Source organism: Pseudomonas sp. NPDC079086, assembly GCF_044542155.1.
In the GTDB taxonomy this organism is placed as follows: domain Bacteria; phylum Pseudomonadota; class Gammaproteobacteria; order Pseudomonadales; family Pseudomonadaceae; genus Aquipseudomonas.
In genome coordinates this window covers 519,692-545,881 of record NZ_JBITTY010000002.1, presented here as the reverse complement: position 1 = coordinate 545,881, position 26,190 = coordinate 519,692, and the positions used below count along the sequence as shown (strand labels likewise).

The window sequence follows — 26,190 nt, the reverse complement described above, 5'->3', positions numbered from 1 at the left end:
CCAGGCATGCGGGCACTGTTCATGGATGATCAATTTGCATTCCGCGACGACCTCCCCAGCATTACCAGCCAGCCCGTTTGGCGCGTTCTGGCCGTTGATGATGATGCCGACTTCCAGCGCGCCACCGCCTTTGCCCTGAGCGAGTTGGAGCTGCTGGGTGGGCGCATTGAGCTGATTCAGGCCTTCAGCTGCCGTGAAGCCTCGATGCTGCTGGCCAAGCACCATGACATCGCCCTGGTGTTGCTCGATGTGGTGATGGAGACCGAAGACGCCGGCCTGCGCCTGATCAAGGCGCTGCGTGAGGTGATCGGCAATCGCGAAACCCGCGTGGTGATGCTGACCGGCGAGCCTGGCCTGGCACCGGCCCATGAAGTGATGCGTGATTACGACATCAATGACTATTGGACCAAGAGTGAACTCAGCGCTGAGCGTTTGCTCACCGTACTCACTGCGGCGGTGCGCGGTTATGCCCAGCTCAGGGCTGTAGCCACCGCCCGGCGTGGCTTGCAGATGATCGTCGAGTCGAGCAACGCGTTGTTTTGCTCAAAGAACACCCGTGAGCTATCGACCAAGATTTTGTCGGAAATAACCTCGCTGCTTGATCTGCAGACCGAGGGCATTGTTTGCGTGCGCGCCGATGAAGGGAGCGCTACGGCCGAACCGAAGGCACGGATTGTCAGCGCCAGCGGGCGTTTCTTTGATTGCATTGACGCCAGCTTGGAGGCGCTGCAGCCGCAGGTCGCGGCGGCTGTGCGGCAATGCCTGCAAGCGCAGCAGACCCTGCGTCTGAGCGATTGCACAGTATTGTTCTTTCCGCGCTTTCAGGCAGGCTCTGACTACGCCTGTTACATCGACAGCGCGCGGGCGCTGGATGACACCGAGCTGGAGCTGCTCAAGGTGTTCAGCGCCAGTATCAGTCGGGGTTTATATAACGTCGCGCTGTTCAGCCGTCTGGAGGAAATGGCCTACCAGGATGATCTGTTAAAAATCCCCAACCGCAATGCACTGATTCGCATGCTGGACATGACGCTGAAATCCGAGGCCAAGGATCAACGCGTGTTGGTGCTTATCGATATCGACAACTTCTCCGGAGCCAATACCGCCTTTGGCACAGGGTATGGCGACTTTATTCTCGGTCTGGTGGCGAAGAAGCTGCGCGATGCCTTTACCCATGAGGTGCTGATTGCGCGGGTGCGTGATGATCTGTTTGCCATCCTCGGTCCGCAAGCGCAGGTTAAGGCCGCAGAAGTCGTAGCGTTGTTTCGTCGGCATAAGCGGCCTTATGAGCTGGGCCAGGTACACAGCCTGAGCAGCGTGACCATGCACTTGGCCGACTTTACCGGCAGCGCCAGCGTGGCGTTGCAGGATGCGCTGTTGACTCTGAAGCAGGCCAAGCGCCTGGGGCATGATCAGCACGGGGTGTATGACCCGCGCCTACAAGGTGCGCATGCTGAGTCCTACCGTATGTTGCTGGCCCTGCGCGATGCAGTGGATGCGGGTCAGATCAGCGTCGAGTTGCAGCCGCAGATCGATATGCAAACCCGCCGTGTTATCGGTGTGGAAGCTCTGGCACGCTGGCGCAAGGCCGACGGCAAGATGGTCCCTCCGCTGAGTTTTATTCCCCTTGCCGAGGCCACTGGTTACATCCTGCCGCTGGGCGATCTGCTGATGCGTTTGGCCCTTCAGGCAGCGAAACAGCTGGCCGATGCCGGTTATGCGCAGATCCGCGTTGCGGTCAACGTCTCCGCACCGCAGTTGCTGCAGCATGACTTTATCGAGCGGTTCAATTCGCACTTGCAGGCGTCTGGGGTCGCACCCGAGCAAATTGAGGTAGAAATTACCGAATCGGTAGCTATGCGCAATTTCGATAGCGTATGTGAAAAGCTGCGTGCGCTTCGCGCCATGGGCGTGGAGGTGGCCATCGACGATTTTGGCACCGGTTTCTCATCGCTTAGCTACCTGCGTTTGTTGCCGGCAGATCGGCTGAAAATCGACCGCAGTTTTGTTCTTGAAATCGGCGAAGTCAGCGACCAGCAGATGATCGCCGAGGCAGTGATCCAGATTGCTGCACGGGTTGGTATGCAGGTTATTGCCGAGGGCGTCGAAACGCAGCAGCAAGCCGACTGGATTCTCGCTCATGGCTGTCGGCAGGCGCAGGGCTACCTGTTTGCCAGGCCGATGGCCTGCGCAGAGCTGCTGCAGTGGCTGGATGGTTGGTCGAGGCGTCAGGGTTGATGCGCGGAAACTGGCAAGAACGGTTGTTCAGCGCTCCGGTCAGGCGCAACTTGCTGTTGTTGTTTCTACCCTGGACGTTGCTTGTTTTGCTGTTGATGGTATTGCTTCACGAGCGATTGCTGGATGCCAAGTTGGCCCCGTTGCTGCGTGACCAGCAGAACAGTTTGAGTGAGGGGAGCGGGGTACTCAACCGGCACTTGGCAACGTTGCGCGGCAATCTTCAGTTTCTCATCCGTCAGCCATTGTTGGCTGAGGTCCTTGCCGACGCCAGTGCGGACAATAGAGATGCCTTGGGTCAGCTGTTTATCGAGTTTGCACGCAGTACTGAATTGTACGAGCAGATTCGTTGGCTGGATGAAAATGGAATGGAGCAGGTCCGAATTGACTGGCTGGATGGTGGGCCAGTTTTGCGTGGGCACGCGCAGCTACAGAACAAGGCGAATTATTACTATTTTGTTGAAGCCATGAGTCTAGGGAAGGGCTCGTTCTATCTTTCGCGATTTGATCTCAATAAAGAATATGGGGCAGTCGAACAGCCTTTTAAACCGACCTTGCGCAGTGCTGCGCCGGTATTCGATGAAGCGGGCAAGCGGCGTGGCATTCTGGTGCTGAATTACCGCGGCCAGGCGTTGTTGCAGCGCCTTAGTCAGGTTTCTGCCAGTTATGGCGGCAACCTTACCCTGGTTGACCATGAGGGTTACTGGATGCTCGCAGTCGACCCGCAGGATGCCTGGGGCTTTATGCTGGGTAAGGTTGATGCAACATTAGCCAGTCGCTACCCGACCAGTTGGCAACGCATGAAGGTGCAGCACAGTGGCGTGTTTAGTGATCATTCAGGTTACTGGGCGTTCAGCCATTTTGACCCCTATCAGCGCGCGGATAAGAGCCTGGATACAAGCGAACAGTGGCTATTAGTCTCGCGTTTACCGAGTGAGCAAGTGCAGGTTTTACGCGTAGAGGTGCTCTGGCAAGTACTATTGACTGCTTGTGTGATGTTGCCATTGGGGTTGATTGTGGTGCTGCGCTTAGGACTGTCAGAGTTCGAGCGCAACCAGGTGCGCGAGGCGCTGGAAGTCAGCAGCCAAGCGTTGCAGCAGAGCAATACTGATCTGTGTGACACGGTGGAACAGTTGCAGCGCACGCGCGGCGCCTTGATTCAGGCGGAAAAGCTGTCCTCGCTGGGTACCCTGGTCGCTGGCGTGGCACATGAATTGAATACGCCGATTGGTGCCGCCAGCATGGCCGCATCAACCCTCGATAAAGGCAACCAGAGTCTGCAGAAAAGCCTCGGTGAAGGGCTGCAGCGTTCGGCGCTGGAGCGCTTTTTACAGCGCAATGATGAAGGCCTGGCAATCATCCTTAAAAGCTTGACGCGTATGGCGCAGCTCACTCGGGCTTTCAAACAGCTGGCCAGCGACCGCGCGAGTACCGAGCGGCGGCGCTTTGATCTGGTTGAGCTGGTGGGCGAGGTCATGCTGCTATTTACCCCCAAACTCAAACAGGCAAACCATCGGGTACAGCTGGAGTTACCGCAGAGTTTGATGCTCGACAGTTATCCGGGGCCCTTGGGGCAGATTCTGCAGAACCTGATCGACAATGCATTGATCCATGCCTTCGACTCGGGCATGAACGGCGAGGTCACGGTGCGGGTTGAGCACGATGAAGTGCGCCACGAGTGCGTAATTGAAGTCAGCGATAACGGCGACGGCATGAGCGAGGAGGTGCTGGGGAAGATCTTCGATCCCTTCTTTACCACGCGACGCGGGCGTGGCGGCACCGGGCTTGGTCTGCATATCACCCATCAGTTGGCCGTGGATATTCTCGGCGCTGAGCTGCAGGTACGCAGTGCGCAAGGGCAGGGCACACAGTTTCGTTTGCGCCTACCGCTCGCCTGAATCTGCACTTGGCTAGCTGCCAAGTGGCCTGCGCCCACGTAGAATCGTCGGCCTGTGCCCCGTGCTGTTGTGTCTGAGGTTCTCCTGCCATGAATTGCCGTGCCGGCTGCGGCGCCTGCTGCATTGCCCCCTCGATAAGTTCTCCCATTCCTGGTATGCCCGATGGCAAGCCGGCGGGTGTGCGCTGCGTGCAGCTGGATGCGAATAACTACTGCCTGATTTTCGGCCAGCCTGAGCGGCCTGCGGTATGTTCGGCGTTTCATGCCGCCGAGTATGTGTGTGGCAGCAATACCGCAGAGGCCCTGCAGTTGATTGGTTGGCTGGAGCAGAGCACGGCAGTTGCAGTCTGATACTGTGGGGTAAGGTTATCGACTGCCGGAGGCATGATGGTGCGGTTTACACGGCTGTTCTTGGGGCTTGCTGCATTATTGGCGATGAGTGGCGCGCAGGCGGCGCAATGGCGTCTGGTCAAGGATGAAGCAGGAATCCAGGTCTATTTGCAGCAGATTCCTGGTTCAAGTTTTCAGGCATTTCGTGGCGTTACGCGCATGCGGGTGACGATGCCTAGGCTTTTGGCCTTACAGGATGATGTCAGTGCGGCATGTGCCTGGATTCATGCCTGCAGCGAGCAGAAGCTGCTCAAACATGACGGCGATCTGAGTTGGGCCTACAGCCGTTTTCATACGCCTTGGCCGGTGCAGGCGCGTGATTCGATCCTGCAGGTGACCACCACGCGTGATGCCGATGGTAGCGTAACCCGCACCTTGCATGGCGTTGCTGATTATTTGCCGTTGCAGCAGGGCTTTGTGCGGGTCAGTAAGGTGGAAGGCTTCTGGAGCCTTACGCCGCGCGAGGACGAAATCGAAGTGGTCTATCAGGTGCATTCCGAGCCTGGCGGCAGTGTGCCGGCCTGGTTGGCCAACAGCTTTGTCGTGGATGCACCGTTCAATACCTTACAAGGGCTGCGTCAGTTGGCTGAACAACCTTATTCAGCGCAATAAAAAAGGCTGCCCAAGGGCAGCCTTTTTTGTGCGGCGAGAACTGAATTACTTCTTCATGTCGCGCTGCGTGTAGCCGGTGTACAGCTGGCGTGGACGGCCAATCTTGTACGGGCTGGAGAGCATTTCTTTCCAGTGCGAGATCCAGCCGACGGTCCGCGCCAGGGCGAAGATCACGGTGAACATGCTGGTCGGAATGCCGATAGCCTTGAGGATGATGCCCGAGTAGAAGTCGACGTTCGGGTACAGATTGCGCTCTTTGAAGTACGGGTCGGTCAGGGCGATCTCTTCCAATCGCATGGCCAGTGCCAGCTGCGGATCGTTGGTGATACCCAGTTCTTTCAGTACTTCGTCGCAGGTCTGCTTCATTACGGTGGCGCGCGGGTCGCGATTTTTGTAAACGCGGTGACCGAAGCCCATGAGTTTGAACGGATCGTCCTTGTCTTTAGCCTTGGCGATAAAGGTGTCGATATTGTCGACACTGCCAATCTCGTCAAGCATGGCCAAAACAGCTTCGTTAGCGCCGCCATGCGCCGGGCCCCAGAGGGCAGCAATACCTGCCGCGATACAGGCAAACGGGTTGGCGCCCGAGGAACCTGCCAGGCGTACGGTAGACGTCGAGGCATTCTGCTCATGGTCGGCGTGCAGGATAAAGATCTTATCCATGGCCTTGGCCAGTACCGGGCTGATCGGTTTGATCTCGCACGGGGTGTTGAACATCATGTGCAGGAAGTTTTCCGCGTAGTTTAGGTCGTTACGCGGATACATCATCGGTTGACCCATGGAGTACTTATAGGTCATGGCCGCGATGGTTGGCATCTTGGCGATCAGGCGCATGGCCGAAACTTCGCGGTGATGCGGGTTCTTGATGTCCAGTGAGTCGTGATAGAAGGCTGAAAGCGCGCCTACAACACCGCACATAATGGCCATCGGGTGAGCGTCACGGCGGAAGCCGTTGAAGAAGGTCTTCAGTTGCTCGTGAACCATGGTGTGGTTCTTGATGGTGCTGACGAACTTGGCTTTCTCTTCTGCGTTCGGCAGTTCGCCGTTCAGCAGCAGATAGCAGGTTTCCAGGTAATCGGATTGCTCTGCCAGCTGTTCAATGGGGTAGCCGCGGTGCAGAAGGATGCCCTGATCGCCGTCGATATAGGTGATCTTCGACTCGCACGAGGCGGTGGACATAAAGCCAGGATCAAATGTGAAACGGCCCGTGGCGGTTAAGCCCCGCACGTCAATTACATCGGGACCAACGGTGCCGGTTAAAATGGGCAGCTCGACGGGGGCTGCGCCCTCGATGATCAACTGCGCTTTTTTGTCAGCCATGTTTGGCCTCCTAGTTATGCTTGAAATCATCTGACTGCCCCCCACGCAGGGCCCGCACCACTATAGTGAGATAAATTCGAATGTCAATTTGCGAAAACCCAGGCGGCAGAAGGGTTTGCGGCTAGTTTTCGGGCTTTTAAAGCGGCTCTTTACGCCATTTATTAGAGGTGTGCAATGCGCTTTTAGGTAGGGGGCTTTGCGTTGTCATTAGTAACCTAACTGTCTATACTCTGCGCCCAGCTACCAAGGGCTTTAGCCTGTCTTTTGGTAGTTGTCACTCCTTGGGTGATGGGTACCTGACCAGTGCACTTCCCGACAACTTTGCCCTGATAGTTAGGGGCTCTCAGTGTGATAAAAAGCCGTGAATAGCCAAAGACCTGTAAACCTCGACCTTAGGACGATCAAACTTCCTATCACTGGCGTTACGTCATTCCTTCACCGCGTTTCTGGAATCATTCTGTTCTTCGGCATCGCCGTGCTGCTGTACGGGCTCGACAAATCGCTGATGTCTGCAGAAGGTTTTGCCGAGGTGAAAGAATGCTTGGCCAGCCCGCTGGCCAAATTTGTGATTTGGGGTCTGTTGTCCGCTCTGCTGTACCACCTGGTGGCCGGTGTACGCCACTTGATCATGGACATGGGCATCGGTGAGACGCTGGAAGGCGGCAAGCTGGGTTCGAAAATCGTTCTCGTCGTGTCGACGATCGTGATCGTGCTGCTGGGGGTGTGGATATGGTAACCAACGTCACGAACTTCTCGCGTTCGGGTCTGTATGACTGGATGGCGCAGCGTGTATCTGCTGTCGTCCTCGCGGCTTATGTGCTGTTTCTGCTTGGCTTTGTCGTGTGTAACCCAGGTCTGGGCTATGCCGAGTGGCAGGCGCTGTTCTCCAACAACGCAATGCGTATTTTCAGTCTGTTGACCTTGGTGGCGCTAAGCGTTCACGCCTGGGTTGGCATGTGGACAATTTCCACCGACTACCTGACGCCGATGGCGCTGGGTAAGTGGGCGACTGTCGTGCGTTTTCTGTTCCAGGCTGCGTGTGGCGTTGCCATGTTCGCGTTCTTCGTCTGGGGCGTGCAGATTTTTTGGGGTAAGTGATCCATGACAAGCATTCGCACTCTTTCATATGACGCCATCATTATTGGCGGCGGCGGCGCGGGTATGCGCGCTGCACTGCAGTTGGCTCAGGGTGGTCATAAAACCGCAGTTGTGACTAAGGTCTTCCCGACCCGTTCGCACACTGTGTCCGCTCAGGGTGGCATCACCTGCGCCATCGCCTCGGTCGATCCGAATGACGATTGGCGCTGGCACATGTATGACACCGTTAAAGGTTCCGACTATATCGGTGACCAAGACGCGATCGAGTACATGTGTTCCGTAGGTCCGGAAGCCGTATTCGAGCTCGAGCACATGGGCTTGCCATTTTCCCGTACTGAGCAGGGTCGCATTTATCAGCGCCCGTTCGGCGGTCAGTCCAAGGGGCCGGATAACCCTACCCAGGCAGCCCGTACCTGCGCTGCAGCTGACCGTACCGGTCACGCACTGCTGCACACGCTGTACCAGGCCAACTTGAAAGCCGGCACTTCGTTCTTGAACGAATGGTACGCGGTCGATCTGGTGAAGAATCAGGATGGTGCCGTGGTCGGCACCATCGCTATCTGCATTGAAACCGGCGAAACCGTTTACATCCGCTCCAAGGCCACTGTTCTGGCCACCGGTGGTGCTGGTCGCATCTATGCTTCCACCACCAACGCTCTGATCAACACCGGTGACGGTGTGGGCATGGCTCTGCGTGCTGGCGTTCCGGTGCAAGACATCGAAATGTGGCAGTTCCACCCGACGGGTATCGCAGGTGCCGGTACGCTGGTAACCGAAGGTTGCCGTGGTGAGGGTGGTTACCTGATCAACAAGCACGGCGAGCGTTTCATGGAGCGCTATGCGCCAAACGCCAAAGACCTCGCTGGTCGCGATGTAGTTGCGCGCTCGATGGTCAAGGAAATCATTGCCGGTAACGGCTGTGGTCCTGATGGCGATCATGTGATGCTCAAGCTCGATCACCTGGGTGAGGAGGTGCTGCACAGCCGCCTGCCTGGTATCTGCGAGCTGTCGAAGACCTTTGCTCACGTGGATCCGGTTGTTGCGCCAATCCCTGTCGTGCCAACCTGCCACTACATGATGGGCGGCGTGCCGACCAATATTCATGGCCAGGCGATTACTCAGGATGCCAACGGCAACGACAAGATCATCGACGGTCTTTTTGCGGTCGGTGAAGTAGCCTGCGTATCGGTGCACGGTGCTAACCGTCTGGGCGGTAACTCGTTGCTTGACCTGGTGGTGTTCGGCCGTGCTGCCGGCATCCATTTGGAAAAAGCGCTGAAAGAAGGCGTGGATGCGCGTGGCGCATCCGAGACGGACATTGAGCAGTCGCTCAAGCGTTTGGCTGGCGTCAATGAGCGCACCACCGGCGAAGACGTTGCGCCGCTGCGTAAAGAACTGCAGAACTGCATGCAAAATTACTTCGGTGTATTCCGCACCGGTGAGTACATGCAAAAGGGCATCGAACAACTGACCGACCTGCGTGAGCGTATCTCGAACGTCAAAATCGCAGATAAGAGCCAGGCGTTTAACACTGCGCGTATTGAAGCGTTGGAACTGCAAAACCTTCTCGAAGTGGCTGAAGCCACCGCGATCGCTGCTGAGGTTCGTAAAGAATCCCGTGGTGCTCACGCCCGTGAAGACTTTGAAGAGCGTGACGACGAAAACTGGCTGTGCCACTCCCTGTATTTCCCAGGTGAGAAGCGCGTCAGCAAACGTGCCGTCAACTTCACGCCGAAAACAGTGCCGGCGTTCGAACCCAAGATTCGTACTTACTAAGGGTGGCCGATATGTCGCAAGCCAATCTGTTACAAGTAAGCGTTTATCGTTACAACCCGGAGCAGGACGCTGCGCCGTTTATGCAGGACTTCCAGGTCGATACCGGTGGTAAGGACGTTATGGTCCTTGACGTGCTTGCGTTGATCAAGGAACAGGACCAGGGTTTTTCTTACCGTCGTTCCTGTCGTGAGGGCGTATGTGGCTCTGACGGCATGAATATCAACGGTAAGAATGGCCTGGCCTGCATCACGCCGCTTTCGGCTGCTGGCCTTAAAGGTGGCAAGCTGGTGATTCGTCCGCTGCCTGGCCTGCCGGTCATTCGTGACCTAGTTGTTGATATGAGCATCTTCTACAAGCAGTACGAGAAGGTGCAGCCGTTTTTGCAGAACGATACGCCGGCCCCGGCCATTGAGCGCCTGCAGACTCCGGAAGAACGCGAGAAGTTGGACGGTCTGTATGAGTGCATTCTGTGCGCCTGCTGCTCCACCAGCTGCCCGTCGTTCTGGTGGAATCCAGACAAATTCCTCGGCCCAGCTGCATTGCTGCAAGCTTATCGTTTCCTGGCGGACAGCCGTGACACCAAGACCGAAGAGCGTCTGGCGTCCCTGGATGATCCGTTCAGCGTGTTCCGTTGCCGCGGCATCATGAACTGCGTGAACGTTTGCCCTAAGGGTCTCAACCCGACTAAGGCGATCGGCCACGTACGCAACATGTTGTTGCAGAGCGGTACCTGATTCACGGTTGTTTGCTAGACCTGTAATACCTGCGGCGCTGCTTTCAACCCAGCGCCGTAGTTTTAGCCAAGGCTGCTGCTCACAAAGCGGTGGTTCTTAATTTGAAAAATATGACGACCAGCAGGGGCATCCGGGCTGGTGCCCGGACTATCTGCGGGATCCGTAGTGGCTTACCAGTCGCTGCTTCAGGACTGACAGCCATGCGGTTTCTTCGCCGGTGGTGTCCCCTTACCGAGGGTGACCAAGCATGCAAGAAAGCGTGATGCAGCGCATGTGGGACAGTGCCCACCTATCCGGTGGTAACGCTGCCTATGTGGAAGAGCTCTATGAGCTTTACCTGCACGATCCCAACGCTGTGCCAGAAGAGTGGCGCACTTACTTCCAGAAGTTGCCGACCGACGGCAGCGCCGCCACAGACGTATCGCATTCAACGATTCGCGATCATTTCGTCTTGCTCGCTAAAAATCAGCGCCGCGCCCAACCGGTGTCCGCTGGTAGCGTCAGCAGTGAGCACGAAAAGAAGCAAGTCGAAGTGCTGCGCCTGATTCAGGCTTATCGCATGCGCGGCCATCAGGCTGCCCAGCTCGATCCGCTTGGCCTCTGGAAGCGTCCTGTACCGGCCGATCTGGCAATCAATCACTATGGTCTGACCGACGCCGACCTGGACACCACCTTCCGTACCGGTGGGCTGTTCATTGGCAAGGAAGAGGCTACTCTGCGCGAAATTCGCGATGCGTTGCAGCAGACATATTGCCGCACCATCGGTGCCGAGTTCACCCATATCGTTGATTCCGAGCAGCGCAGCTGGTTCCAGCAGCGTCTGGAAAGCGTCCGTGGTCGTCCACAATTCTCGGTTGAGGTGCAGAGCCACCTGCTTGAGCGCCTGACCGCAGCTGAAGGTCTGGAAAAGTACCTGGGCACCAAGTATCCGGGTACCAAACGCTTCGGTCTGGAGGGCGGCGAGAGCCTGATTCCATTGCTCGATGAAGTGATCCAGCGTTCCGGTTCCTACGGCACCAAGGAAATCGTCATCGGCATGGCCCACCGTGGTCGTCTCAACGTGTTGGTCAACACCTTCGGCAAGAACCCGCGCGACCTGTTCGACGAGTTCGAAGGCAAAAAAACCGAAGGCCTGTCCTCCGGTGACGTGAAATACCACCAGGGCTTCTCCTCCAACGTAATGACCGCTGGCGGCGAAGTGCACCTGGCGATGGCGTTCAACCCGTCGCACTTGGAGATCGTTTCTCCAGTAGTCGAAGGTTCGGTGCGCGCCCGTCAGGACCGTCGCAACGATGCCGTTGGCGAGAAAGTTCTACCGGTTTCCCTGCACGGTGATGCGGCATTCGCCGGTCAGGGTGTGGTCATGGAAACCTTCCAGATGTCGCAGACCCGTGGCTTCAAGACGGGCGGCACCATCCACATCGTTATCAACAACCAGGTTGGCTTCACCATTAGCAACCCGCTGGACTCGCGTTCCACCGAGTACTGCACTGATGTGGCGAAGATGATCCAGGCGCCGATCCTGCACGTTAACGGCGATGACCCGGAAGCGGTGCTGTTCGTCACCCAACTGGCTGTCGATTACCGCATGCAGTACAAGCGTGACGTGGTCATCGACCTGGTTTGCTACCGCCGCCGCGGCCACAACGAGGCCGATGAGCCGAGTGGCACTCAGCCGATCATGTATCAGCAAATCACCAAGCAGCGCACTACCCGTGAGCTGTATGCCGACGCGCTTACTGCAGCGGCGGGCCATTCTGTTGATCAGGTTCAGGCCAAGATCGACGACTACCGTACTGCGCTGGATAACGGCCAGCATGTGGTCAAGAGCCTGGTCAAAGAGCCTAACAAGGAACTGTTCGTTGATTGGCGTCCTTACCTGGGCCACGCCTGGACCGCGCGTCACGACACGCGTTTCGAGCTGAAAACCCTGCAGGAACTGTCCAACAAGCTGCTGGAAATTCCAGACGGCTTCGTTGTGCAGCGCCAGGTTGCGAAAATTCTCGAAGACCGCCAGAAGATGAGCGCAGGTGCGCTGCCGATCAACTGGGGCTACGCCGAGACCATGGCGTACGCCACCCTGTTGTTCGAAGGCCATCCGATCCGCATGACCGGTCAGGACATCGGCCGCGGCACCTTCTCGCACCGTCACGCGGTGCTGCACAACCAGAAGGATGCCAGCACCCATCTGCCGCTGCAGAACCTTTATCAGGGGCAGCCGCGTTTCGATCTGTACGATTCCTTCCTCTCGGAAGAAGCCGTACTGGCCTTTGAATATGGCTATGCCACCACCCAGCCGCAGTCGCTGGTGATTTGGGAAGCGCAGTTCGGCGACTTTGCCAACGGTGCCCAGGTGGTATTCGACCAGTTCATTTCCAGTGGCGAGCACAAGTGGGGCCGCCTCTGCGGTCTGACCATGCTGTTGCCGCACGGTTATGAAGGGCAGGGGCCTGAGCACAGCTCGGCGCGTCTGGAGCGCTATCTGCAGCTGTGCGCCGAGCACAACATGCAGGTTGCCGTACCGACTACCCCGGCGCAGATCTACCATCTGCTGCGTCGCCAGGTTATTCGCCCGCTGCGCAAGCCATTGGTCGTATTGACGCCGAAGTCGCTGCTGCGCCACAAATTGGCCATCTCGACCCTGGAAGATCTGGCCGAAGGCTCGTTCCAGACCGTGATTCCGGAGATCGATGCAATCGATCCGAAGAAAGTCGAGCGCCTGGTGCTGTGCAGCGGCAAGGTCTACTACGACTTGCTGGAGAAACGCCGCAACGAAGGCCGCGAAGACATCGCCATCGTGCGTATCGAGCAGCTCTATCCGTTCCCGGAAGACGATTTGAACGAGGCTTTGGCTCCGTACAAGCACCTCAAACATATCGTCTGGTGTCAGGAAGAGCCGATGAACCAGGGCGCCTGGTACTGCAGTCAGCATCACATGCGTCGCGTGGCGACAGCGCACAAGAAAGCGCTGTTCCTTGAGTACGCAGGTCGTGATGCATCTGCTGCACCTGCTTGTGGTTATGCATCGCTGCACGCCGAACAGCAGGAAAAACTCCTGCAAGACGCCTTTACTGTTTAACGCCTTCGCGCAACAGGCGGCCAATAGGGCCGCCTGCTAGAAGAAACCGAATTTAAGGAACCACACACAATGGCTATCGAGATCAAAGCCCCTACTTTCCCGGAATCGGTTGCCGACGGCACCGTGGCCACTTGGCACAAGAAGCCGGGCGATGCGGTCAAGCGCGACGAGCTGATCGTCGACATCGAAACCGACAAAGTAGTGATCGAAGTGCTGGCCGAGGCCGACGGCGTCCTCGCAGAAATCATCAAGAATGAAGGCGATACCGTCCTCAGCAACGAACTGCTCGGCACCCTGGGTGAGGGCGGCGCTGCTGCACCTGCGCCGGCTGCTGCTCAGACTGCTGCTGCTGCACCTGCTGCACCTGCTGCTCCGGCTGTTGCCGCAGGCGACGATCAGATTCTTTCGCCAGCTGCGCGCAAGATCGCCGAAGAAAATGGTATTGACCCGAACAGCATCGCTGGCACCGGCAAAGGCGGTCGCGTAACCAAGGAAGACGTGGTTGCTGCCGTTGAAGCGAAGAAGAATGCGCCAGCTGCTGCACCTGCTGCCAAACCTGCCGCGCCAGCTGCTGCCTCTCCGGTATTCGCCACTGGCGACCGTACCGAGAAGCGTGTGCCGATGACCCGTCTGCGCGCCAAGATCGCCGAGCGTTTGGTCGAAGCACAGTCCTCCATGGCCATGCTGACCACTTTCAACGAAGTCGACATGACTGAAGTCATGGCGCTGCGCTCGAAGTACAAAGACCTGTTCGAGAAGAGCCACAACGGCGTACGCCTGGGCTTTATGTCGTTCTTCGTTAAGGCTGCGACCGAAGCGCTGAAGCGTTTCCCAGCAGTCAACGCCTCGATCGACGGCACTGACATCGTTTACCACGGTTACGCCGACATCGGTGTTGCCGTATCCAGCGACCGTGGCCTGGTCGTTCCTGTGCTGCGTAACGCCGAGCTGATGAGCCTGGCTGAAATCGAAAACGGCATCGCCACCTTTGGCAAGAAAGCCAAAGACGGCAAGCTGTCGATCGAAGAAATGACCGGCGGCACCTTCACCATCACTAACGGTGGTACCTTCGGTTCGATGATGTCGACGCCGATCGTCAACCCGCCGCAAGCTGCGATTCTGGGGATGCACAACATCATCCAGCGTCCGATGGCAGTGAACGGTCAGGTGGTTATCCGTCCGATGATGTACCTGGCGTTGTCCTACGATCACCGCCTGATTGATGGTAAGGAAGCCGTGACCTTCCTGGTGACCATCAAGAACTTGCTGGAAGACCCGGCGCGCCTGCTGCTGGATATCTAAAAGCCAGTTTCTCCCACGGCGGCCCTCTAATCAGGGCCGTCCGGTTTATTCGAGAAGGAATACGTTATGACCCAGAAATTCGACGTGGTAGTCATCGGTGCCGGCCCTGGCGGCTATGTAGCCGCCATCAAAGCAGCTCAGCTCGGTTTGAAGACTGCATGCATCGAGAAGTACCAGGATAAAGAGGGCAAGATTGCGCTCGGTGGTACTTGCCTGAACGTCGGCTGCATTCCGTCCAAGGCGTTGCTGGATAGTTCTTGGAAATACTACGAGGCGAAGGACCACTTCGCCATTCACGGTATCGAAGCCAAGGGCGTAACCATCGACGTACCGGCAATGATTGGCCGTAAAGCCAACATCGTGAAGAATCTCACCGGCGGCGTCGCTACTCTGTTCAAGGCCAATGGTGTGACCCTGCTCGAAGGTCACGGCAAGCTGCTGGCGGGTAAACAGGTTGAAGTCACTGGTTCTGATGGCAAGACGCAGATCGTCGAAGCTGAGAACGTGATCTTGGCCTCCGGCTCCAAGCCGATTGACATCCCACCAGCCCCAGTTGATCAAGATGTGATCGTCGACTCCACCGGTGCCCTGGAATTCCAGAGCGTACCGAAGAAGCTGGGCGTGATCGGCGCTGGCGTAATCGGTCTGGAGCTGGGTTCGGTCTGGGCTCGCCTGGGTGCTGAAGTGACCGTGCTGGAAGCGCTGGACAAGTTCCTCCCGGCTGCCGATGAGCAGATCGCGAAGGAAGCGCTGAAAACCTTCACCAAGCAAGGCCTGAAAATCCGTCTGGGCGCTCGCGTTACCGGTTCGGAAGTGAAGAAGAAGCAGGTTACGGTCAACTTCACCGACGCCGAAGGCGAGCAGAAAATCGTGTTCGACAAGCTGATCGTTGCGGTCGGTCGTCGTCCGGTGACCACCGACCTGTTGGCAGCCGATAGCGGCGTCGATATGGACGAGCGTGGCTTCATCTTCGTTGACGACCAGTGCGCCACCAGCGTACCGGGCGTTTATGCCATTGGTGACGTGGTGCGCGGCGCGATGCTGGCTCACAAGGCGTCGGAAGAGGGGATCATGGTTGCCGAGCGTATCGCCGGCCACAAAGCCCAGATGAACTACGACCTGATCCCATCGGTCATCTACACCCACCCGGAAATCGCATGGGTCGGTAAAACCGAGCAGCAGCTGAAGACTGAAGGCGTTGCCGTTAACGTCGGTACCTTCCCGTTCGCTGCCAGCGGTCGCGCCATGGCGGCCAACGACACCGGCGGCATGGTCAAGGTCATCGCTGATGCCAACACCGACCGCGTCCTGGGTGTACATGTGATTGGTCCAAGCGCTGCCGAACTGGTGCAGCAAGGTGCAATCGGTATGGAATTCGGCACCAGCGCCGAGGATCTGGGGATGATGGTCTTCTCCCACCCGACGCTGTCCGAAGCACTGCACGAAGCTGCTCTGGCAGTGAATGGCCACGCCATCCACGTCGCCAACCGCAAGAAGCGTTAAGTCGTTGTTTGTTTGAGCGTATGCCTTCACCGGCATTGTGTACCGGTGAAGGTACAGCTCAACAGGAAGAACCACGGCCGACTGCCCGCGTACAGCTCAGGTTCTGCGCGGAACGTCAGCCGGATTGCTGCAGAAGCAGTCACAGGTGGTGCGGCATCACAAGTGCAGCACCGTATGCGCAATACCTAAACGAAGACGGTAGACAAGCATGAATCTCCACGAGTATCAGGGTAAGCAGCTGTTCGCTGAATACGGCCTGCCCGTATCCAAGGGCTTCGCGGTAAACACCCCGGAAGAAGCCGCAGCAGCCTGCGAAAAAATCGGTGGCACTGAGTGGGTCGTTAAGGCTCAAGTTCATGCCGGTGGTCGCGGTAAAGCTGGCGGCGTGAAGCTGGTTAAGAGCAAAGAAGACGCCAAGGCCTTTGCTGCCAACTGGCTGGGCAAGCGTCTGGTGACTTATCAGACTGATGCCAATGGTCAACCGGTCAATCAGATCCTGGTCGAATCCTGCACCGACATCGCCAAGGAACTGTACCTGGGCGCCGTTGTAGATCGTTCGAGCCGTCGTATCGTGTTCATGGCTTCCACCGAAGGTGGCGTGGACATCGAGAAGATCGCTCACGACACCCCTGAGAAGATTCTCAAGGCCACCATCGACCCGCTGGTCGGCGCTCAGCCGTTCCAGGGCCGTGACCTGGCTTTCCAGCTGGGTCTGGAAGGTGATCAGATCAAGCAGTTCACTCAGATCTTCGTTGGTCTGGCCAAGCTGTTCCAGGACTACGACCTGGCTCTGCTGGAAGTGAACCCGCTGGTGATCAAGGCTGACGGCAACCTGCATTGCCTCGATGCCAAGATCAACATCGACGCCAACGCGATGTACCGCCAGCCAAAGCTGCGCGCTATGCACGATCCGTCCCAGGACGATCCACGTGAAGCCCACGCTGCCAAGTTCGAACTGAACTACGTTGCCCTAGAAGGCAACATCGGCTGCATGGTCAACGGTGCTGGCCTGGCCATGGGTACCATGGACATCGTCAACCTGCACGGCGGCAAGCCAGCCAACTTCCTCGACGTAGGTGGCGGTGCAACCAAAGAGCGCGTGACTGAAGCCTTCAAGATCATCCTGTCCGACAGCAACGTAGCTGCCGTACTGGTGAACATCTTCGGCGGTATCGTTCGTTGCGACATGATTGCCGAAGGCATCATCGGTGCAGTGAAAGAAGTCGGCGTGAAGATTCCGGTTGTCGTTCGTCTGGAAGGCAACAACGCTGAACTGGGCGCCAAGGTTCTGGCTGAAAGCGGCCTGAACATCATCGCGGCAACCAGCCTGACCGACGCTGCTCAGCAAGTCGTCAAAGCTGCGGAGGGCAAGTAATGAGCGTCCTGATCAATAAAGACACCAAGGTTATCTGCCAGGGCTTCACCGGCTCGCAGGGTACTTTCCACTCCGAGCAAGCCATTGCCTACGGCACCAAAATGGTTGGCGGCGTGACTCCGGGTAAAGGCGGCACTACTCACCTGAATCTGCCGGTGTTCAACACCGTGCGTGAAGCAGTTGAGCAGACTGGCGCCACTGCCAGCGTGATCTACGTTCCTGCTCCGTTCTGCAAGGACTCGATCCTCGAAGCGGCCATGGGCGGCATCAAGCTGATCGTCTGCATCACCGAAGGCATCGCGACCATCGACATGCTCGAAGCCAAGGTCAAGTGTGACGAGCTGGGCGTGGTCCTGATCGGCCCTAACTGCCCAGGCGTTATCACTCCGGGTGAGTGCAAGATCGGTATCATGCCGGGCCACATCCACTTGCCAGGCAAAGTAGGCATCGTGTCGCGTTCCGGCACCCTGACTTACGAAGCCGTTAAGCAGACCACTGACGCCGGTTTCGGTCAGTCCACCTGTGTTGGTATCGGTGGTGACCCGATCCCAGGCTCCAACTTCATCGACATCCTGAAGCTGTTCCAGGAAGACCCGAAGACTGAAGCGATCGTGATGATCGGTGAGATCGGCGGTTCGGCTGAAGAAGAAGCGGCTGCCTACATCAAGGCTAACGTGACCAAGCCAGTTGTGTCCTATATTGCCGGCGTTACTGCGCCTCCAGGCAAGCGTATGGGCCATGCCGGCGCAATCATCTCCGGCGGCAAGGGTACTGCAGACGAGAAGTTCGCAGCCCTGCAAGACGCTGGTGTGAAAACCGTGCGTTCCCTGGCTGACATCGGTAAGGCCCTGGCCGAGCTGACCGGTTGGGAAGTGAAAAAAGCCTAAGGCTTTTTGATCTGAGAAAAGGCCACCTTCGGGTGGCCTTTTTTATTGCAGCCTGGGATGAACTGTTGCCGATGCGACAGCTTTTTTCACCAGTCCGACAGCCTGACCTGCGTCAGTGCCGCTGCGGCGTCAATTTCGTTAGGCTTGCAACTATTAGCGCCTGCTCCGCCACAAGCGGCTCAGGGTGCTGCAGTGGCCCCGCTTAACCGGCTGGGTGACGTTTCCCCCGATCCATCGGGAAACCCTCGGAACTTTTAACTTTCTGCCTGTGGTATTCCCTTCTATGACTCGTTTGAAAGGCTCGGATCTCCTGGCCCTCGGTTTTATGACGTTTGCGCTGTTCCTAGGCGCCGGTAACATCATCTTTCCACCCAGTGCCGGCATGGCTGCGGGTGAAAATATTGGCCCGGCGGCGCTGGGGTTCCTGCTCACGGGCGTTGGTTTGCCGCTACTGACTATTGTCGCGCTGGCTCGCGTTGGCGGCGGTATGGCGCTGTTGACCGCGCCGCTGGGCAAGCGTGCCGGTGTGCTATTTGCGGTAGCGGTTTACCTGGCCATCGGCCCGCTGTTTGCCACGCCACGCACTGCGGTGGTGTCGTTCGAGATGGGCGTTGCGCCGTTCAGTGGCAATAGCAGCACGGCCTTGTTGCTCTACACCTTGGCTTACTTTGCAGCAGTGCTGTTTCTGTCTCTCAATCCTGGACAGCTGGTTGACCGCATCGGCAAGTACATCACCCCGGTGCTGCTGGCGGCGCTGTTGGTATTGGGCGGCGCGGCGCTGCTGGTTCCCGCCGGGGCGATCGGCCAGGTTTCGCCGGATTATCAGAGCACGCCCTTTGTGCAGGGGTTTCTGCAGGGCTACTTGACCATGGATACCCTCGGTGCGCTGGTGTTCGGCATCGTGATTGCCACCGCAATTCGTGACCATGGCGTAACCGACGGTAAACTGATCACCCGCTATTCGGTGATTGCCGGCCTGATCGCTGCGCTTGGCCTGTCGCTGGTGTACCTGGCGCTGTTCTATCTTGGCGCAACCAGCCAGGAGATTGCCGGTGAAGCGCAGAATGGCGTTCAGGTTCTCACCGCCTATGTGCAGCACACCTTTGGCACGGCCGGCAGCTTGCTGCTGGCCGTGGTTATCACTCTGGCCTGTCTGACCACCGCTGTGGGTTTGCTGACGGCCTGTGGCGAGTTCTTTAGCGGCCTGTTACCGGTCTCCTACCGTATGGTAGTGATCACCTTCGGTCTGTTCAGCCTGCTGGTTGCCAACCAAGGGCTGACTCAACTGATCAGCTTCTCGATTCCGGTGTTGGTTGGTTTGTACCCACTGGCAATCGTATTGGTGGCGCTGAGTCTGCTGGATGATCTGTGGTGTTCGTCGGCGCGGGTATTTCGCCCGGTGATGGTTGTCACCTTAGTGTTTGGTCTGGTTGACGGGATTGCCGCAGCCGGTGGCAAGGCGCTGGTTCCAAACTTCTTCAGCCAATTGCCGTTAGCGGATCAGAGCCTCGGCTGGCTGTTGCCGGTGCTGCTGACTTTGGCCTTGGCTGTTGTGGTGGACCGCGTACTGGGTACGCCGAAAACTGCGGCAGCCTAAGTTCTGCTGCTTAGTCTCTGCTGTTTACCCCAGGCCGCTCAATGAGCGGCCTTTTTGTTGGCCAGCTGAAAGCCAGGCCTGTCTATAATCGGCGCAGGTTAACAAGGAGTTTGCATGCCAATCAGTGACTACTACCTGCCGCACTTGCTTGCCGTTCTCTGGTTCGTTATTTGCTGGGGCGGTTACACCCGCTATGCCCAGGCCAAGGGCCGCACCACGCCATGCTTGGCCAGTGTGCTGCACCTGTACCGTGAGGACTGGATGCGCCGCATGCTGCTGCGCGACAACCGTATCGCCGATGCCAACGTGATCGGCAATCTGGAGCGTAATGCCTCGTTCTTCGCCTCGAGTACGCTGATCATCCTCGCCGGTATTCTCACCGTGCTCGGCGCCTCTGATCGCGCGGTTTCACTGCTGGCCGATCTGCCCTTTGTGCAGGCGGCTAGTCGCGAGCTGTCCGAGGTCAAGCTGCTGTGTCTGGGAGTGGTGTTCGTCTACGCCTTCTTTACCTTCAGTTGGTGCATGCGTCAGTACAACTTCGCTGCCGTGTTGGTGGGGTCTGCGCCGATGGTGGGCGAGCGGCACGTGACGGAGCAGGAGCGCAAAGCCTTTGCCGAGCGCACCGCGCGGGTGATCTCGATGGCCGCCAACCAGTTCAACCAGGGTTTGCGCGCCTATTACTTCGGCATGGCAACCCTGTCCTGGTTCATCAACCCATGGTTTTTCATGCTGGTCAGCGCAGGTGTGGTATTGGTGTTGTACCGCCGCGAATTTCACTCCGATGTACTGGAGGTGATGGTCTACACCCAGACCCCGGCGTTCGAATCACCCAAGGAGAAAAGCGAATGAGCATCCCGTTCTGGTGCATCTTTATCAGCGCACTGCTGATTTTTATTGCCAAGGCCCCAGTGGCCAAGGCCATGGCGAAGGAGGGTGACGGTCATTACGACAACCACCACCCACGCGCTCAGCAAGGGCGTCTGACGGGCTTTGGTGCGCGTGCTTTGGCGGCGCACCTGAATAGCTTTGAGGCGTTTCCGCTGTTTGCCGTGGGCGTGCTGATGGCCCATGTGACCAATAACCACGGCGTTCTGGTGGATGTCTTGGCGGTGACCTTCGTGGTGGCGCGGGTGCTGTATCTGTTTTTCTACTGGGCTGACCTGCACTGGCAGCGCAGCGTGGTCTGGGTGGTCGGGTTGCTGTGCAGTCTGCTGCTGATGCTTACGCCGGCGCTTTGATAGCGCCATAAACAAACAAGCCCGCATTCAGCGGGCTTGTTTGTTTCAGCTGGAGGGCTTACTGGCCGTCGACAGCGTCTTTGACTTCATCGCCAGCATCGTTGATGGCATCAGCTGCATCATTGGCAGCATCTTCAATTTTCTCGCCAGTGGTCGGCTCGGTGCCCATCACTTCATCGGCTTTCTGCTCAATGGCTTCGCCGGTTTCTTCAACGGCATCACCCATGGATTCGATTGCTTCAGCAGCGGATTCCTTGGCCGACTCTACTTTGTCTTCCGGGGTTTTCTCGCAAGCTGCCAGGCCGAGCATGGCGGCGAGAAGCAGGGCATAGGTGAATGGCTTTTGCACGGTTAGTACTCCTTGTAATGTAGAAATCAATGCCGGGTTACCCGGGCATAGCTATTAAACAGCGCGGTTTCGCCGAAGTTCCCTATTAATTACCTGGCAGTTCTCATCCCAAGGCGCCTCCGTGGTGTCGGGCTTTGTGTCAGCAGGTATCATGCTCACCCTTTGTACAGTTGTCCTGAGTCTGAAGTCATGAGCGATTCCCCTATTGTTGCGCGGGCGCAGCGTTTTCTATCGGTGTTGCGCCATTGCCAGGTGCTGGGCATGAGCGTGCACAGCGCCGATGCGCAGGGGCTGATCCTGCGTTTACCTTACAGCCCGCAAATTGTAGGCAACCCGGAAACCGGAGTGATCCACGGTGGTGCTATTACTACGCTGATGGATACTACCTGTGGCATTTCCACCGTGTGCGTGCTGCCTGAATTCGAAATTTGCCCGACCCTCGACTTGCGCATCGATTACATGCGCCCGGCTGAGCCGAACAAGGATGTATTTGGTTTCGCCGAGTGTTACCGGGTGACCGAGAACATCATCTTCACCCGGGGCTATGCCTACCAGGACAATCCCGATGAGCCGATTGCCCATGTGGTCGGGGCGTTTATGCGCATGGGTAAACATGCCCAGAGCGGCAAGCCGGTCACCAGCAGTGTTAAGGGCGGTGGCCAATGAGTACGCTGAATCTCAACGAGCTGGTGCGCGAAGCTCACGAGCAGAACAACTACGACCCACTGATCAGTCTGATCCCCTACGCCAAGTTGCTCGGTATTGAGTGCCTGCGCCTGGGTGATGACATGGTGTTTCGCCTGCCGGCCAACCAGGACTGCATCGGCAATCCGACCTTGCCTGCGCTGCATGGCGGGGTGATCGCCGGCTTTATGGAACATTCGGCGATGCTTCACCTGTTGATGTTTATGGGTATTCCACATTTGCCGAAAATCATCGACTTCTCGATAGATTACCTTCGCGCTGGCCATTATCGTGACACCTTCGTGCAATGCCAGGTGTGGCGTCAGGGCCGTCGGGTCGCCAACGTGGCGATCACTGCCTGGCAAACCAACCAGACTGAGCCGATTGCTACGGCGCGGGCGCATTTTAAGGTCGATGAACCATAAGGCCTGCGAGCCTGCGGGAAACTCCTCGTTTAACCATCGCTAAGGAATACTGAATGGATGCGCTGCTGATTCTGGGTGGCTTGCTGCTGATACTTGCCGGGCTGGTCTGGCTGGTAATGCGCGCCTTTGCTACCAGCCTGCTCTGGGGCTGGGCCAGTTTCCTGCCGCCGTTCACCTTGCTATACGTGTTGCGCCACTGGCGTTCGGCGCGGCCAGCCTTGGCGTTGGCCAGTCTGGGGATTATTCCACTGGTGGTCGGCCTGACCTTGCTGGCCAGCCACGATGCGCAACGTCTGGAGGCCATCCTTAGCCTCAAGTGGCTCAAACCCGAGGTACAGGCACCGGCTGAGCTGGCCATTGATCTGCGTGGCCAGCTGAATGGCCGACCATTCGCACCGCAGCAGGCCGAATTGCTCGATGGCGTGCTGAGTTTGCGTGAGGGCCAGGATTTCTTCGCTCAGAGTGAGCTGGTGATTCGCCTGCCGAAAGTCGACAAAGGTCCGGTGCGGGCCGATGTGCTGCCGGCCGACGAAGGCATACTGCCGGAAGTGGAAATCAGCTGGTTATTGCCGGAGCAGGAGTTGCCCGAAGCGCGGCGCTTGAGCCGTGGCTACACCCTGCATCTGGATTTGCAGCCGGTGCCGCCGAACAAGCTGGCCGGCGATTTCCACCTGGTACTGCCGCCGCAGTTCAAAACCACCCTGAGCGGCAAGCTTGAGCTGTTCCGCAACGGCCTGCGCTACCAGGGCGATAAGGTGGACCGCCAGTTCGACTCGGTTGATACCATCAGTCACGTGATTCGGGACTATTTAGAACGCCGTTTTGCTACTCGCCGGGTTGAGTTGCTGCCAATCGGCAACCTGAATTTTCCCCTGCAGAGGGTTGATCTGAATGTCCAGGCGCGGATCAATGGCGAACTGCAGCAGTTGCCGATCCTGCTGCAGAAGCAGGACAAACGTGGCTGGCAGGTTGCTGCCGACAGTTTTCCAGCATTGCCTAGCGCAGTTGCGCCACCCGTTGCCGAAGCCAAACTGGCTGCAGTAGCGGCGGTGGTTCCGGAGCGAGTCAGCCGACCTCTGGATCGGCGCGTGCGCTTCAGTCTCGACGGCTTGCTGCGCAGCCCCAACCGCTATGAAAACCTCAGCATGCGCGCTACCACTGAACGCGGTAACAGCGCCGAGGGGCGTTTCCATGGTATCGATCAGGACGGCCGGATCATCCTGCGTCAGCGCATGAGCGGGCAGGGCGAAGTCAGCTACAGCCTGTTGCCAGAAGAGATTACTCGCATCGAGTTGCTTGAGCCCTGAGAACCTATTTACGATCTGCTGCGCGTCGGCCCTGCTGCGTTAAAAACAGCCTGGGGCGCCAGCCCGGTCGGAAGCCGCTTGCGGCTAACGCGCTTTAGCGCGACCAGAAGGGCGAGTGAAGCGAGTAATGCTCATGTACAACAGTTCACTCGTGTGCGAGCCCAGTCCGCTTGATTCGCTGCGCTCACCCAGTGGGCCAGCCTACGGCTGTTACTGCACTACGCTACGTTTCTTGCCGCTTTGATCAGCCGGAGGCTGTTACTAACGTAGCGCCTTGCAGGTATCTAGCTCGTAAGATCCTAAACAGGTTCTGCAGCCAAACACTTGAAATCTCACAACATGCCCCCATTTGTATGACATCCGCCGCACTGCGGCTTCGTCAACAACGTGGAGTAAGAGAGCATGAGTGTGGAAACTCAAAAAGAAACCCTGGGCTTCCAGACCGAGGTGAAGCAGCTGCTTCATCTGATGATCCATTCGCTGTATTCGAACAAGGAAATCTTCCTTCGCGAACTGATTTCCAACGCATCGGATGCCACCGACAAGCTGCGCTTTGAAGCGCTGGCCAAGCCTGAGCTGCTCGAAGGCGGCGCCGAGCTGAAAATCCGTGTCAGCTTCGACAAAGACGCCAAGACCGTCACCCTCGAAGACAACGGCATTGGTATGAACCGTGAGGATGCGATCACCCACCTGGGTACCATCGCCAAGTCCGGCACTGCCGACTTTATGAAGCATCTCTCCGGTGACCAGAAGAAAGATTCGCACCTGATCGGCCAATTCGGTGTGGGCTTCTACTCAGCTTTTATCGTTGCCGACAAAGTTGATGTGTACAGCCGTCGTGCCGGCAGCCCAATCAGCGAAGGTGTGCATTGGTCGAGCAAAGGCGAGGGCGACTTTGAAGTGGCCACCGTTGAGAAAGCCGAGCGTGGTACGCGCATTGTCCTGCACCTGAAGGCAGCCGAAGACGAATTCGCCGATGGCTGGCGTCTGCGCAATATCATCAAGAAGTACTCCGACCATATCGCTCTGCCTATCGAGTTGCCGAAAGAACAATCAGTTGCAGAAGGCGAAGAGGCGCCGGCGCTGGAGTGGGAAACCGTCAACCGTGCCAGCGCGCTGTGGACCCGTCCGCGTACCGAGATCAAGGACGAGGAATATCAGGAGTTCTATAAGCACATCGGTCACGATTTCGAGAACCCGCTGAGCTGGAGCCACAACAAGGTCGAGGGCAAGCTGGAATACACCTCGCTGCTCTATACCCCGGCCCGTGCGCCGTTCGACCTGTATCAACGCGAAGCCCCGCGTGGCTTGAAGCTGTATGTGCAGCGCGTGTTCGTCATGGATCAGGCCGAGTCGTTCCTGCCGCTGTACCTGCGCTTTATCAAGGGCGTGGTCGACTCCAACGACCTGTCGCTGAACGTCTCCCGCGAAATCCTGCAGAAAGACCCGATCATCGACTCGATGAAGTCGGCGCTGACTAAGCGCGTACTGGATATGCTGGAGAAACTGGCGAAAAACCAGCCGGAAGAATACAAAAGCTTCTGGAAGAACTTCGGTCAGGTACTCAAGGAAGGTCCGGCGGAAGACTTCGCCAATAAGGAGAAGATCGCCGGTCTATTGCGTTTTGCTTCTACTAAAACCGAAGACGGCGAGCAAAGTGTCGGCCTGGGCGAGTACATCGCACGTATGGCCGACGGCCAGGACAAGGTCTACTACCTGACTGGCGAATCCTATGCCCAGGTCAAGAACAGCCCGCACCTGGAAGTGTTCCGCAAGAAAGGCATCGAAGTGCTGTTGCTCACCGACCGTATCGACGAGTGGCTGATGAGCTACCTGACCGAGTTCGACGGTAAGCATTTCGTCGACGTGGCCCGTGGTGATCTGGACCTCGGCAAGCTGGATTCGGAAGAAGACAAGAAGGCCCAGGAAGAAGTCGCCAAAGCTAAAGAAGGCCTGGTCGAGCGCCTGAAAACCGCGCTGGGTGAGCAGGTTGCCGAGGTGCGTGTTTCCCATCGCCTGACCGATTCGCCAGCAATCCTGGCCATTGGTGAGCAGGACCTGGGCCTGCAGATGCGTCAGATCCTCGAAGCCAGCGGGCAGAAAGTGCCGGACTCCAAGCCGATCTTCGAATTCAACCCAAACCACCCACTGATCGAGAAGCTGGATGGTGAGGCTGACGAACAGCGCTTTGCCGATCTCACTCATATCCTCTTCGACCAGGCTGCCCTGGCAGCTGGGGATAACCTGAAAGATCCGGCGGCCTACGTGCAGCGTTTGAACAAGCTGCTGGTCGAGCTTTCTGCCTGATCGGTGTAACCCCTAAAAAGCCCGCCATTGGCGGGCTTTTTTGTCGGTGTTTGATTGACAGGCCGAGCAGGCTCGTTT

The 26,190-nt window shown here is 57.6% G+C and carries 22 protein-coding genes; 20 read left to right on the top strand and 2 right to left on the bottom strand.

Annotated elements, in window-relative coordinates; genetic code table 11:
- The first annotated feature begins 21 nt into the window (after positions 1–21).
- From ACIGEK_RS12050 to ACIGEK_RS12035, 4 genes are all read left to right on the top strand, one after another.
- Positions 22–2,235: a putative bifunctional diguanylate cyclase/phosphodiesterase gene (locus ACIGEK_RS12050; RefSeq protein ID WP_397493539.1), complete on the top strand. Its 2,214-nt coding sequence runs from the start codon at positions 22–24 to the stop codon at positions 2,233–2,235.
- On the top strand, positions 2,235–4,130 hold the full coding sequence (locus ACIGEK_RS12045; protein WP_397493538.1) for an ATP-binding protein: 1,896 nt from the start codon (positions 2,235–2,237) through the stop codon (positions 4,128–4,130). The genes ACIGEK_RS12050 and ACIGEK_RS12045 overlap by 1 nt, the downstream gene beginning before the upstream one ends.
- Before the next feature lie 89 nt (positions 4,131–4,219).
- Entirely contained in the window at positions 4,220–4,480 is a 261-nt protein-coding gene (locus ACIGEK_RS12040) for a YkgJ family cysteine cluster protein (RefSeq protein WP_160014461.1), read from the top strand.
- Between the two features lie 36 nt (positions 4,481–4,516).
- Positions 4,517–5,131, top strand: a complete 615-nt coding sequence (locus ACIGEK_RS12035) for an START domain-containing protein (RefSeq protein ID WP_397493537.1) — start codon at positions 4,517–4,519, stop codon at positions 5,129–5,131.
- 45 nt (positions 5,132–5,176) lie between these two features.
- On the opposite strand, the gene gltA is transcribed toward ACIGEK_RS12035, so the two are convergent.
- Complete coding sequence (gene gltA / locus ACIGEK_RS12030; RefSeq protein ID WP_160014459.1) at positions 5,177–6,451, bottom strand: citrate synthase; 1,275 nt, start codon at positions 6,449–6,451, stop codon at positions 5,177–5,179.
- A 361-nt stretch (positions 6,452–6,812) separates the two neighbouring features.
- On the opposite strand from gltA, the gene sdhC reads away from it, so the two are divergent.
- The 12 genes from sdhC (at position 6,813) to ACIGEK_RS11970 (ending at position 21,040) form a co-directional block, all read left to right on the top strand.
- The gene (gene sdhC / locus ACIGEK_RS12025; RefSeq protein WP_397493536.1) at positions 6,813–7,187 is read left to right on the top strand and encodes a succinate dehydrogenase, cytochrome b556 subunit; all 375 of its coding nucleotides are present in this window, start codon (positions 6,813–6,815) and stop codon (positions 7,185–7,187) included.
- Positions 7,181–7,549, top strand: a complete 369-nt coding sequence (sdhD, locus tag ACIGEK_RS12020) for a succinate dehydrogenase, hydrophobic membrane anchor protein (RefSeq protein WP_339414078.1) — start codon at positions 7,181–7,183, stop codon at positions 7,547–7,549. The genes sdhC and sdhD overlap by 7 nt, the downstream gene beginning before the upstream one ends.
- 3 nt (positions 7,550–7,552) lie before the next feature.
- Positions 7,553–9,325 carry a succinate dehydrogenase flavoprotein subunit gene (gene sdhA / locus ACIGEK_RS12015; protein ID WP_397493535.1) on the top strand — a complete coding sequence of 591 codons (1,773 nt, stop codon included), beginning with the start codon at positions 7,553–7,555 and terminating at the stop codon, positions 9,323–9,325.
- 26 nt (positions 9,326–9,351) lie between these two features.
- The gene (locus ACIGEK_RS12010) at positions 9,352–10,059 is read left to right on the top strand and encodes a succinate dehydrogenase iron-sulfur subunit (RefSeq protein ID WP_397494008.1); all 708 of its coding nucleotides are present in this window, start codon (positions 9,352–9,354) and stop codon (positions 10,057–10,059) included.
- A gap of 247 nt (positions 10,060–10,306) precedes the next feature.
- Positions 10,307–13,138, top strand: coding sequence for a 2-oxoglutarate dehydrogenase E1 component (locus ACIGEK_RS12005; protein ID WP_397493534.1), 2,832 nt, complete (start codon positions 10,307–10,309; stop codon positions 13,136–13,138).
- 69 nt (positions 13,139–13,207) lie between these two features.
- Positions 13,208–14,440: a 2-oxoglutarate dehydrogenase complex dihydrolipoyllysine-residue succinyltransferase gene (odhB, locus tag ACIGEK_RS12000; protein WP_397493533.1), complete on the top strand. Its 1,233-nt coding sequence runs from the start codon at positions 13,208–13,210 to the stop codon at positions 14,438–14,440.
- Between the two features lie 66 nt (positions 14,441–14,506).
- Positions 14,507–15,943, top strand: coding sequence for a dihydrolipoyl dehydrogenase (lpdA, locus tag ACIGEK_RS11995; protein ID WP_397493532.1), 1,437 nt, complete (start codon positions 14,507–14,509; stop codon positions 15,941–15,943).
- A gap of 208 nt (positions 15,944–16,151) precedes the next feature.
- Entirely contained in the window at positions 16,152–17,318 is a 1,167-nt protein-coding gene (gene sucC / locus ACIGEK_RS11990; protein WP_397493531.1) for an ADP-forming succinate--CoA ligase subunit beta, read from the top strand.
- Positions 17,318–18,205 (top strand): succinate--CoA ligase subunit alpha, encoded by an 888-nt coding sequence (sucD, locus tag ACIGEK_RS11985; protein ID WP_136664820.1) that lies wholly within the window; start codon positions 17,318–17,320, stop codon positions 18,203–18,205. The genes sucC and sucD overlap by 1 nt, the downstream gene beginning before the upstream one ends.
- A gap of 283 nt (positions 18,206–18,488) precedes the next feature.
- Positions 18,489–19,802: a branched-chain amino acid transport system II carrier protein gene (gene brnQ, locus ACIGEK_RS11980; RefSeq protein ID WP_397493530.1), complete on the top strand. Its 1,314-nt coding sequence runs from the start codon at positions 18,489–18,491 to the stop codon at positions 19,800–19,802.
- A gap of 114 nt (positions 19,803–19,916) precedes the next feature.
- Positions 19,917–20,651, top strand: a complete 735-nt coding sequence (locus ACIGEK_RS11975) for a DUF599 domain-containing protein (RefSeq protein ID WP_397493529.1) — start codon at positions 19,917–19,919, stop codon at positions 20,649–20,651.
- On the top strand, positions 20,648–21,040 hold the full coding sequence (locus tag ACIGEK_RS11970; protein WP_397493528.1) for an MAPEG family protein: 393 nt from the start codon (positions 20,648–20,650) through the stop codon (positions 21,038–21,040). The genes ACIGEK_RS11975 and ACIGEK_RS11970 overlap by 4 nt, the downstream gene beginning before the upstream one ends.
- Before the next feature lie 58 nt (positions 21,041–21,098).
- Here the strand turns inward: ACIGEK_RS11970 and ACIGEK_RS11965 are convergent, their stop codons facing one another.
- Entirely contained in the window at positions 21,099–21,389 is a 291-nt protein-coding gene (locus ACIGEK_RS11965) for a hypothetical protein (RefSeq protein ID WP_304867232.1), read from the bottom strand.
- 189 nt (positions 21,390–21,578) lie between these two features.
- On the opposite strand from ACIGEK_RS11965, the gene ACIGEK_RS11960 reads away from it, so the two are divergent.
- The 4 genes from ACIGEK_RS11960 to htpG all read left to right on the top strand — a co-directional run bounded on the left by ACIGEK_RS11960 (position 21,579) and on the right by htpG (position 26,112).
- A complete protein-coding gene (locus ACIGEK_RS11960; RefSeq protein WP_397493527.1) occupies positions 21,579–22,055 on the top strand; it encodes a PaaI family thioesterase in 477 nt (158 codons plus the stop codon).
- Positions 22,052–22,498 (top strand): PaaI family thioesterase, encoded by a 447-nt coding sequence (locus tag ACIGEK_RS11955; RefSeq protein WP_397493526.1) that lies wholly within the window; start codon positions 22,052–22,054, stop codon positions 22,496–22,498. The genes ACIGEK_RS11960 and ACIGEK_RS11955 overlap by 4 nt, the downstream gene beginning before the upstream one ends.
- A gap of 53 nt (positions 22,499–22,551) precedes the next feature.
- The gene (locus tag ACIGEK_RS11950) at positions 22,552–23,805 is read left to right on the top strand and encodes an MFS transporter (RefSeq protein WP_397493525.1); all 1,254 of its coding nucleotides are present in this window, start codon (positions 22,552–22,554) and stop codon (positions 23,803–23,805) included.
- A gap of 402 nt (positions 23,806–24,207) precedes the next feature.
- Positions 24,208–26,112 (top strand): molecular chaperone HtpG, encoded by a 1,905-nt coding sequence (gene htpG / locus ACIGEK_RS11945; RefSeq protein WP_397493524.1) that lies wholly within the window; start codon positions 24,208–24,210, stop codon positions 26,110–26,112.
- The last annotated feature ends 78 nt before the right edge of the window (positions 26,113–26,190 follow it).

Coding starts and splice junctions, on each gene's coding strand:
- ACIGEK_RS12050 (WP_397493539.1), top strand. CDS start 22: ATGGATGATCAATTTGCATTCCGCGACGACCTCCCCAGCATTACCAGC.
- ACIGEK_RS12045 (WP_397493538.1), top strand. CDS start 2,235: ATGCGCGGAAACTGGCAAGAACGGTTGTTCAGCGCTCCGGTCAGGCGC.
- ACIGEK_RS12040 (WP_160014461.1), top strand. CDS start 4,220: ATGAATTGCCGTGCCGGCTGCGGCGCCTGCTGCATTGCCCCCTCGATA.
- ACIGEK_RS12035 (WP_397493537.1), top strand. CDS start 4,517: ATGGTGCGGTTTACACGGCTGTTCTTGGGGCTTGCTGCATTATTGGCG.
- gltA (WP_160014459.1), bottom strand. CDS start 6,451: ATGGCTGACAAAAAAGCGCAGTTGATCATCGAGGGCGCAGCCCCCGTC.
- sdhD (WP_339414078.1), top strand. CDS start 7,181: ATGGTAACCAACGTCACGAACTTCTCGCGTTCGGGTCTGTATGACTGG.
- sdhA (WP_397493535.1), top strand. CDS start 7,553: ATGACAAGCATTCGCACTCTTTCATATGACGCCATCATTATTGGCGGC.
- ACIGEK_RS12005 (WP_397493534.1), top strand. CDS start 10,307: ATGCAAGAAAGCGTGATGCAGCGCATGTGGGACAGTGCCCACCTATCC.
- odhB (WP_397493533.1), top strand. CDS start 13,208: ATGGCTATCGAGATCAAAGCCCCTACTTTCCCGGAATCGGTTGCCGAC.
- lpdA (WP_397493532.1), top strand. CDS start 14,507: ATGACCCAGAAATTCGACGTGGTAGTCATCGGTGCCGGCCCTGGCGGC.
- sucC (WP_397493531.1), top strand. CDS start 16,152: ATGAATCTCCACGAGTATCAGGGTAAGCAGCTGTTCGCTGAATACGGC.
- sucD (WP_136664820.1), top strand. CDS start 17,318: ATGAGCGTCCTGATCAATAAAGACACCAAGGTTATCTGCCAGGGCTTC.
- brnQ (WP_397493530.1), top strand. CDS start 18,489: ATGACTCGTTTGAAAGGCTCGGATCTCCTGGCCCTCGGTTTTATGACG.
- ACIGEK_RS11975 (WP_397493529.1), top strand. CDS start 19,917: ATGCCAATCAGTGACTACTACCTGCCGCACTTGCTTGCCGTTCTCTGG.
- ACIGEK_RS11970 (WP_397493528.1), top strand. CDS start 20,648: ATGAGCATCCCGTTCTGGTGCATCTTTATCAGCGCACTGCTGATTTTT.
- ACIGEK_RS11960 (WP_397493527.1), top strand. CDS start 21,579: ATGAGCGATTCCCCTATTGTTGCGCGGGCGCAGCGTTTTCTATCGGTG.
- ACIGEK_RS11955 (WP_397493526.1), top strand. CDS start 22,052: ATGAGTACGCTGAATCTCAACGAGCTGGTGCGCGAAGCTCACGAGCAG.
- ACIGEK_RS11950 (WP_397493525.1), top strand. CDS start 22,552: ATGGATGCGCTGCTGATTCTGGGTGGCTTGCTGCTGATACTTGCCGGG.
- htpG (WP_397493524.1), top strand. CDS start 24,208: ATGAGTGTGGAAACTCAAAAAGAAACCCTGGGCTTCCAGACCGAGGTG.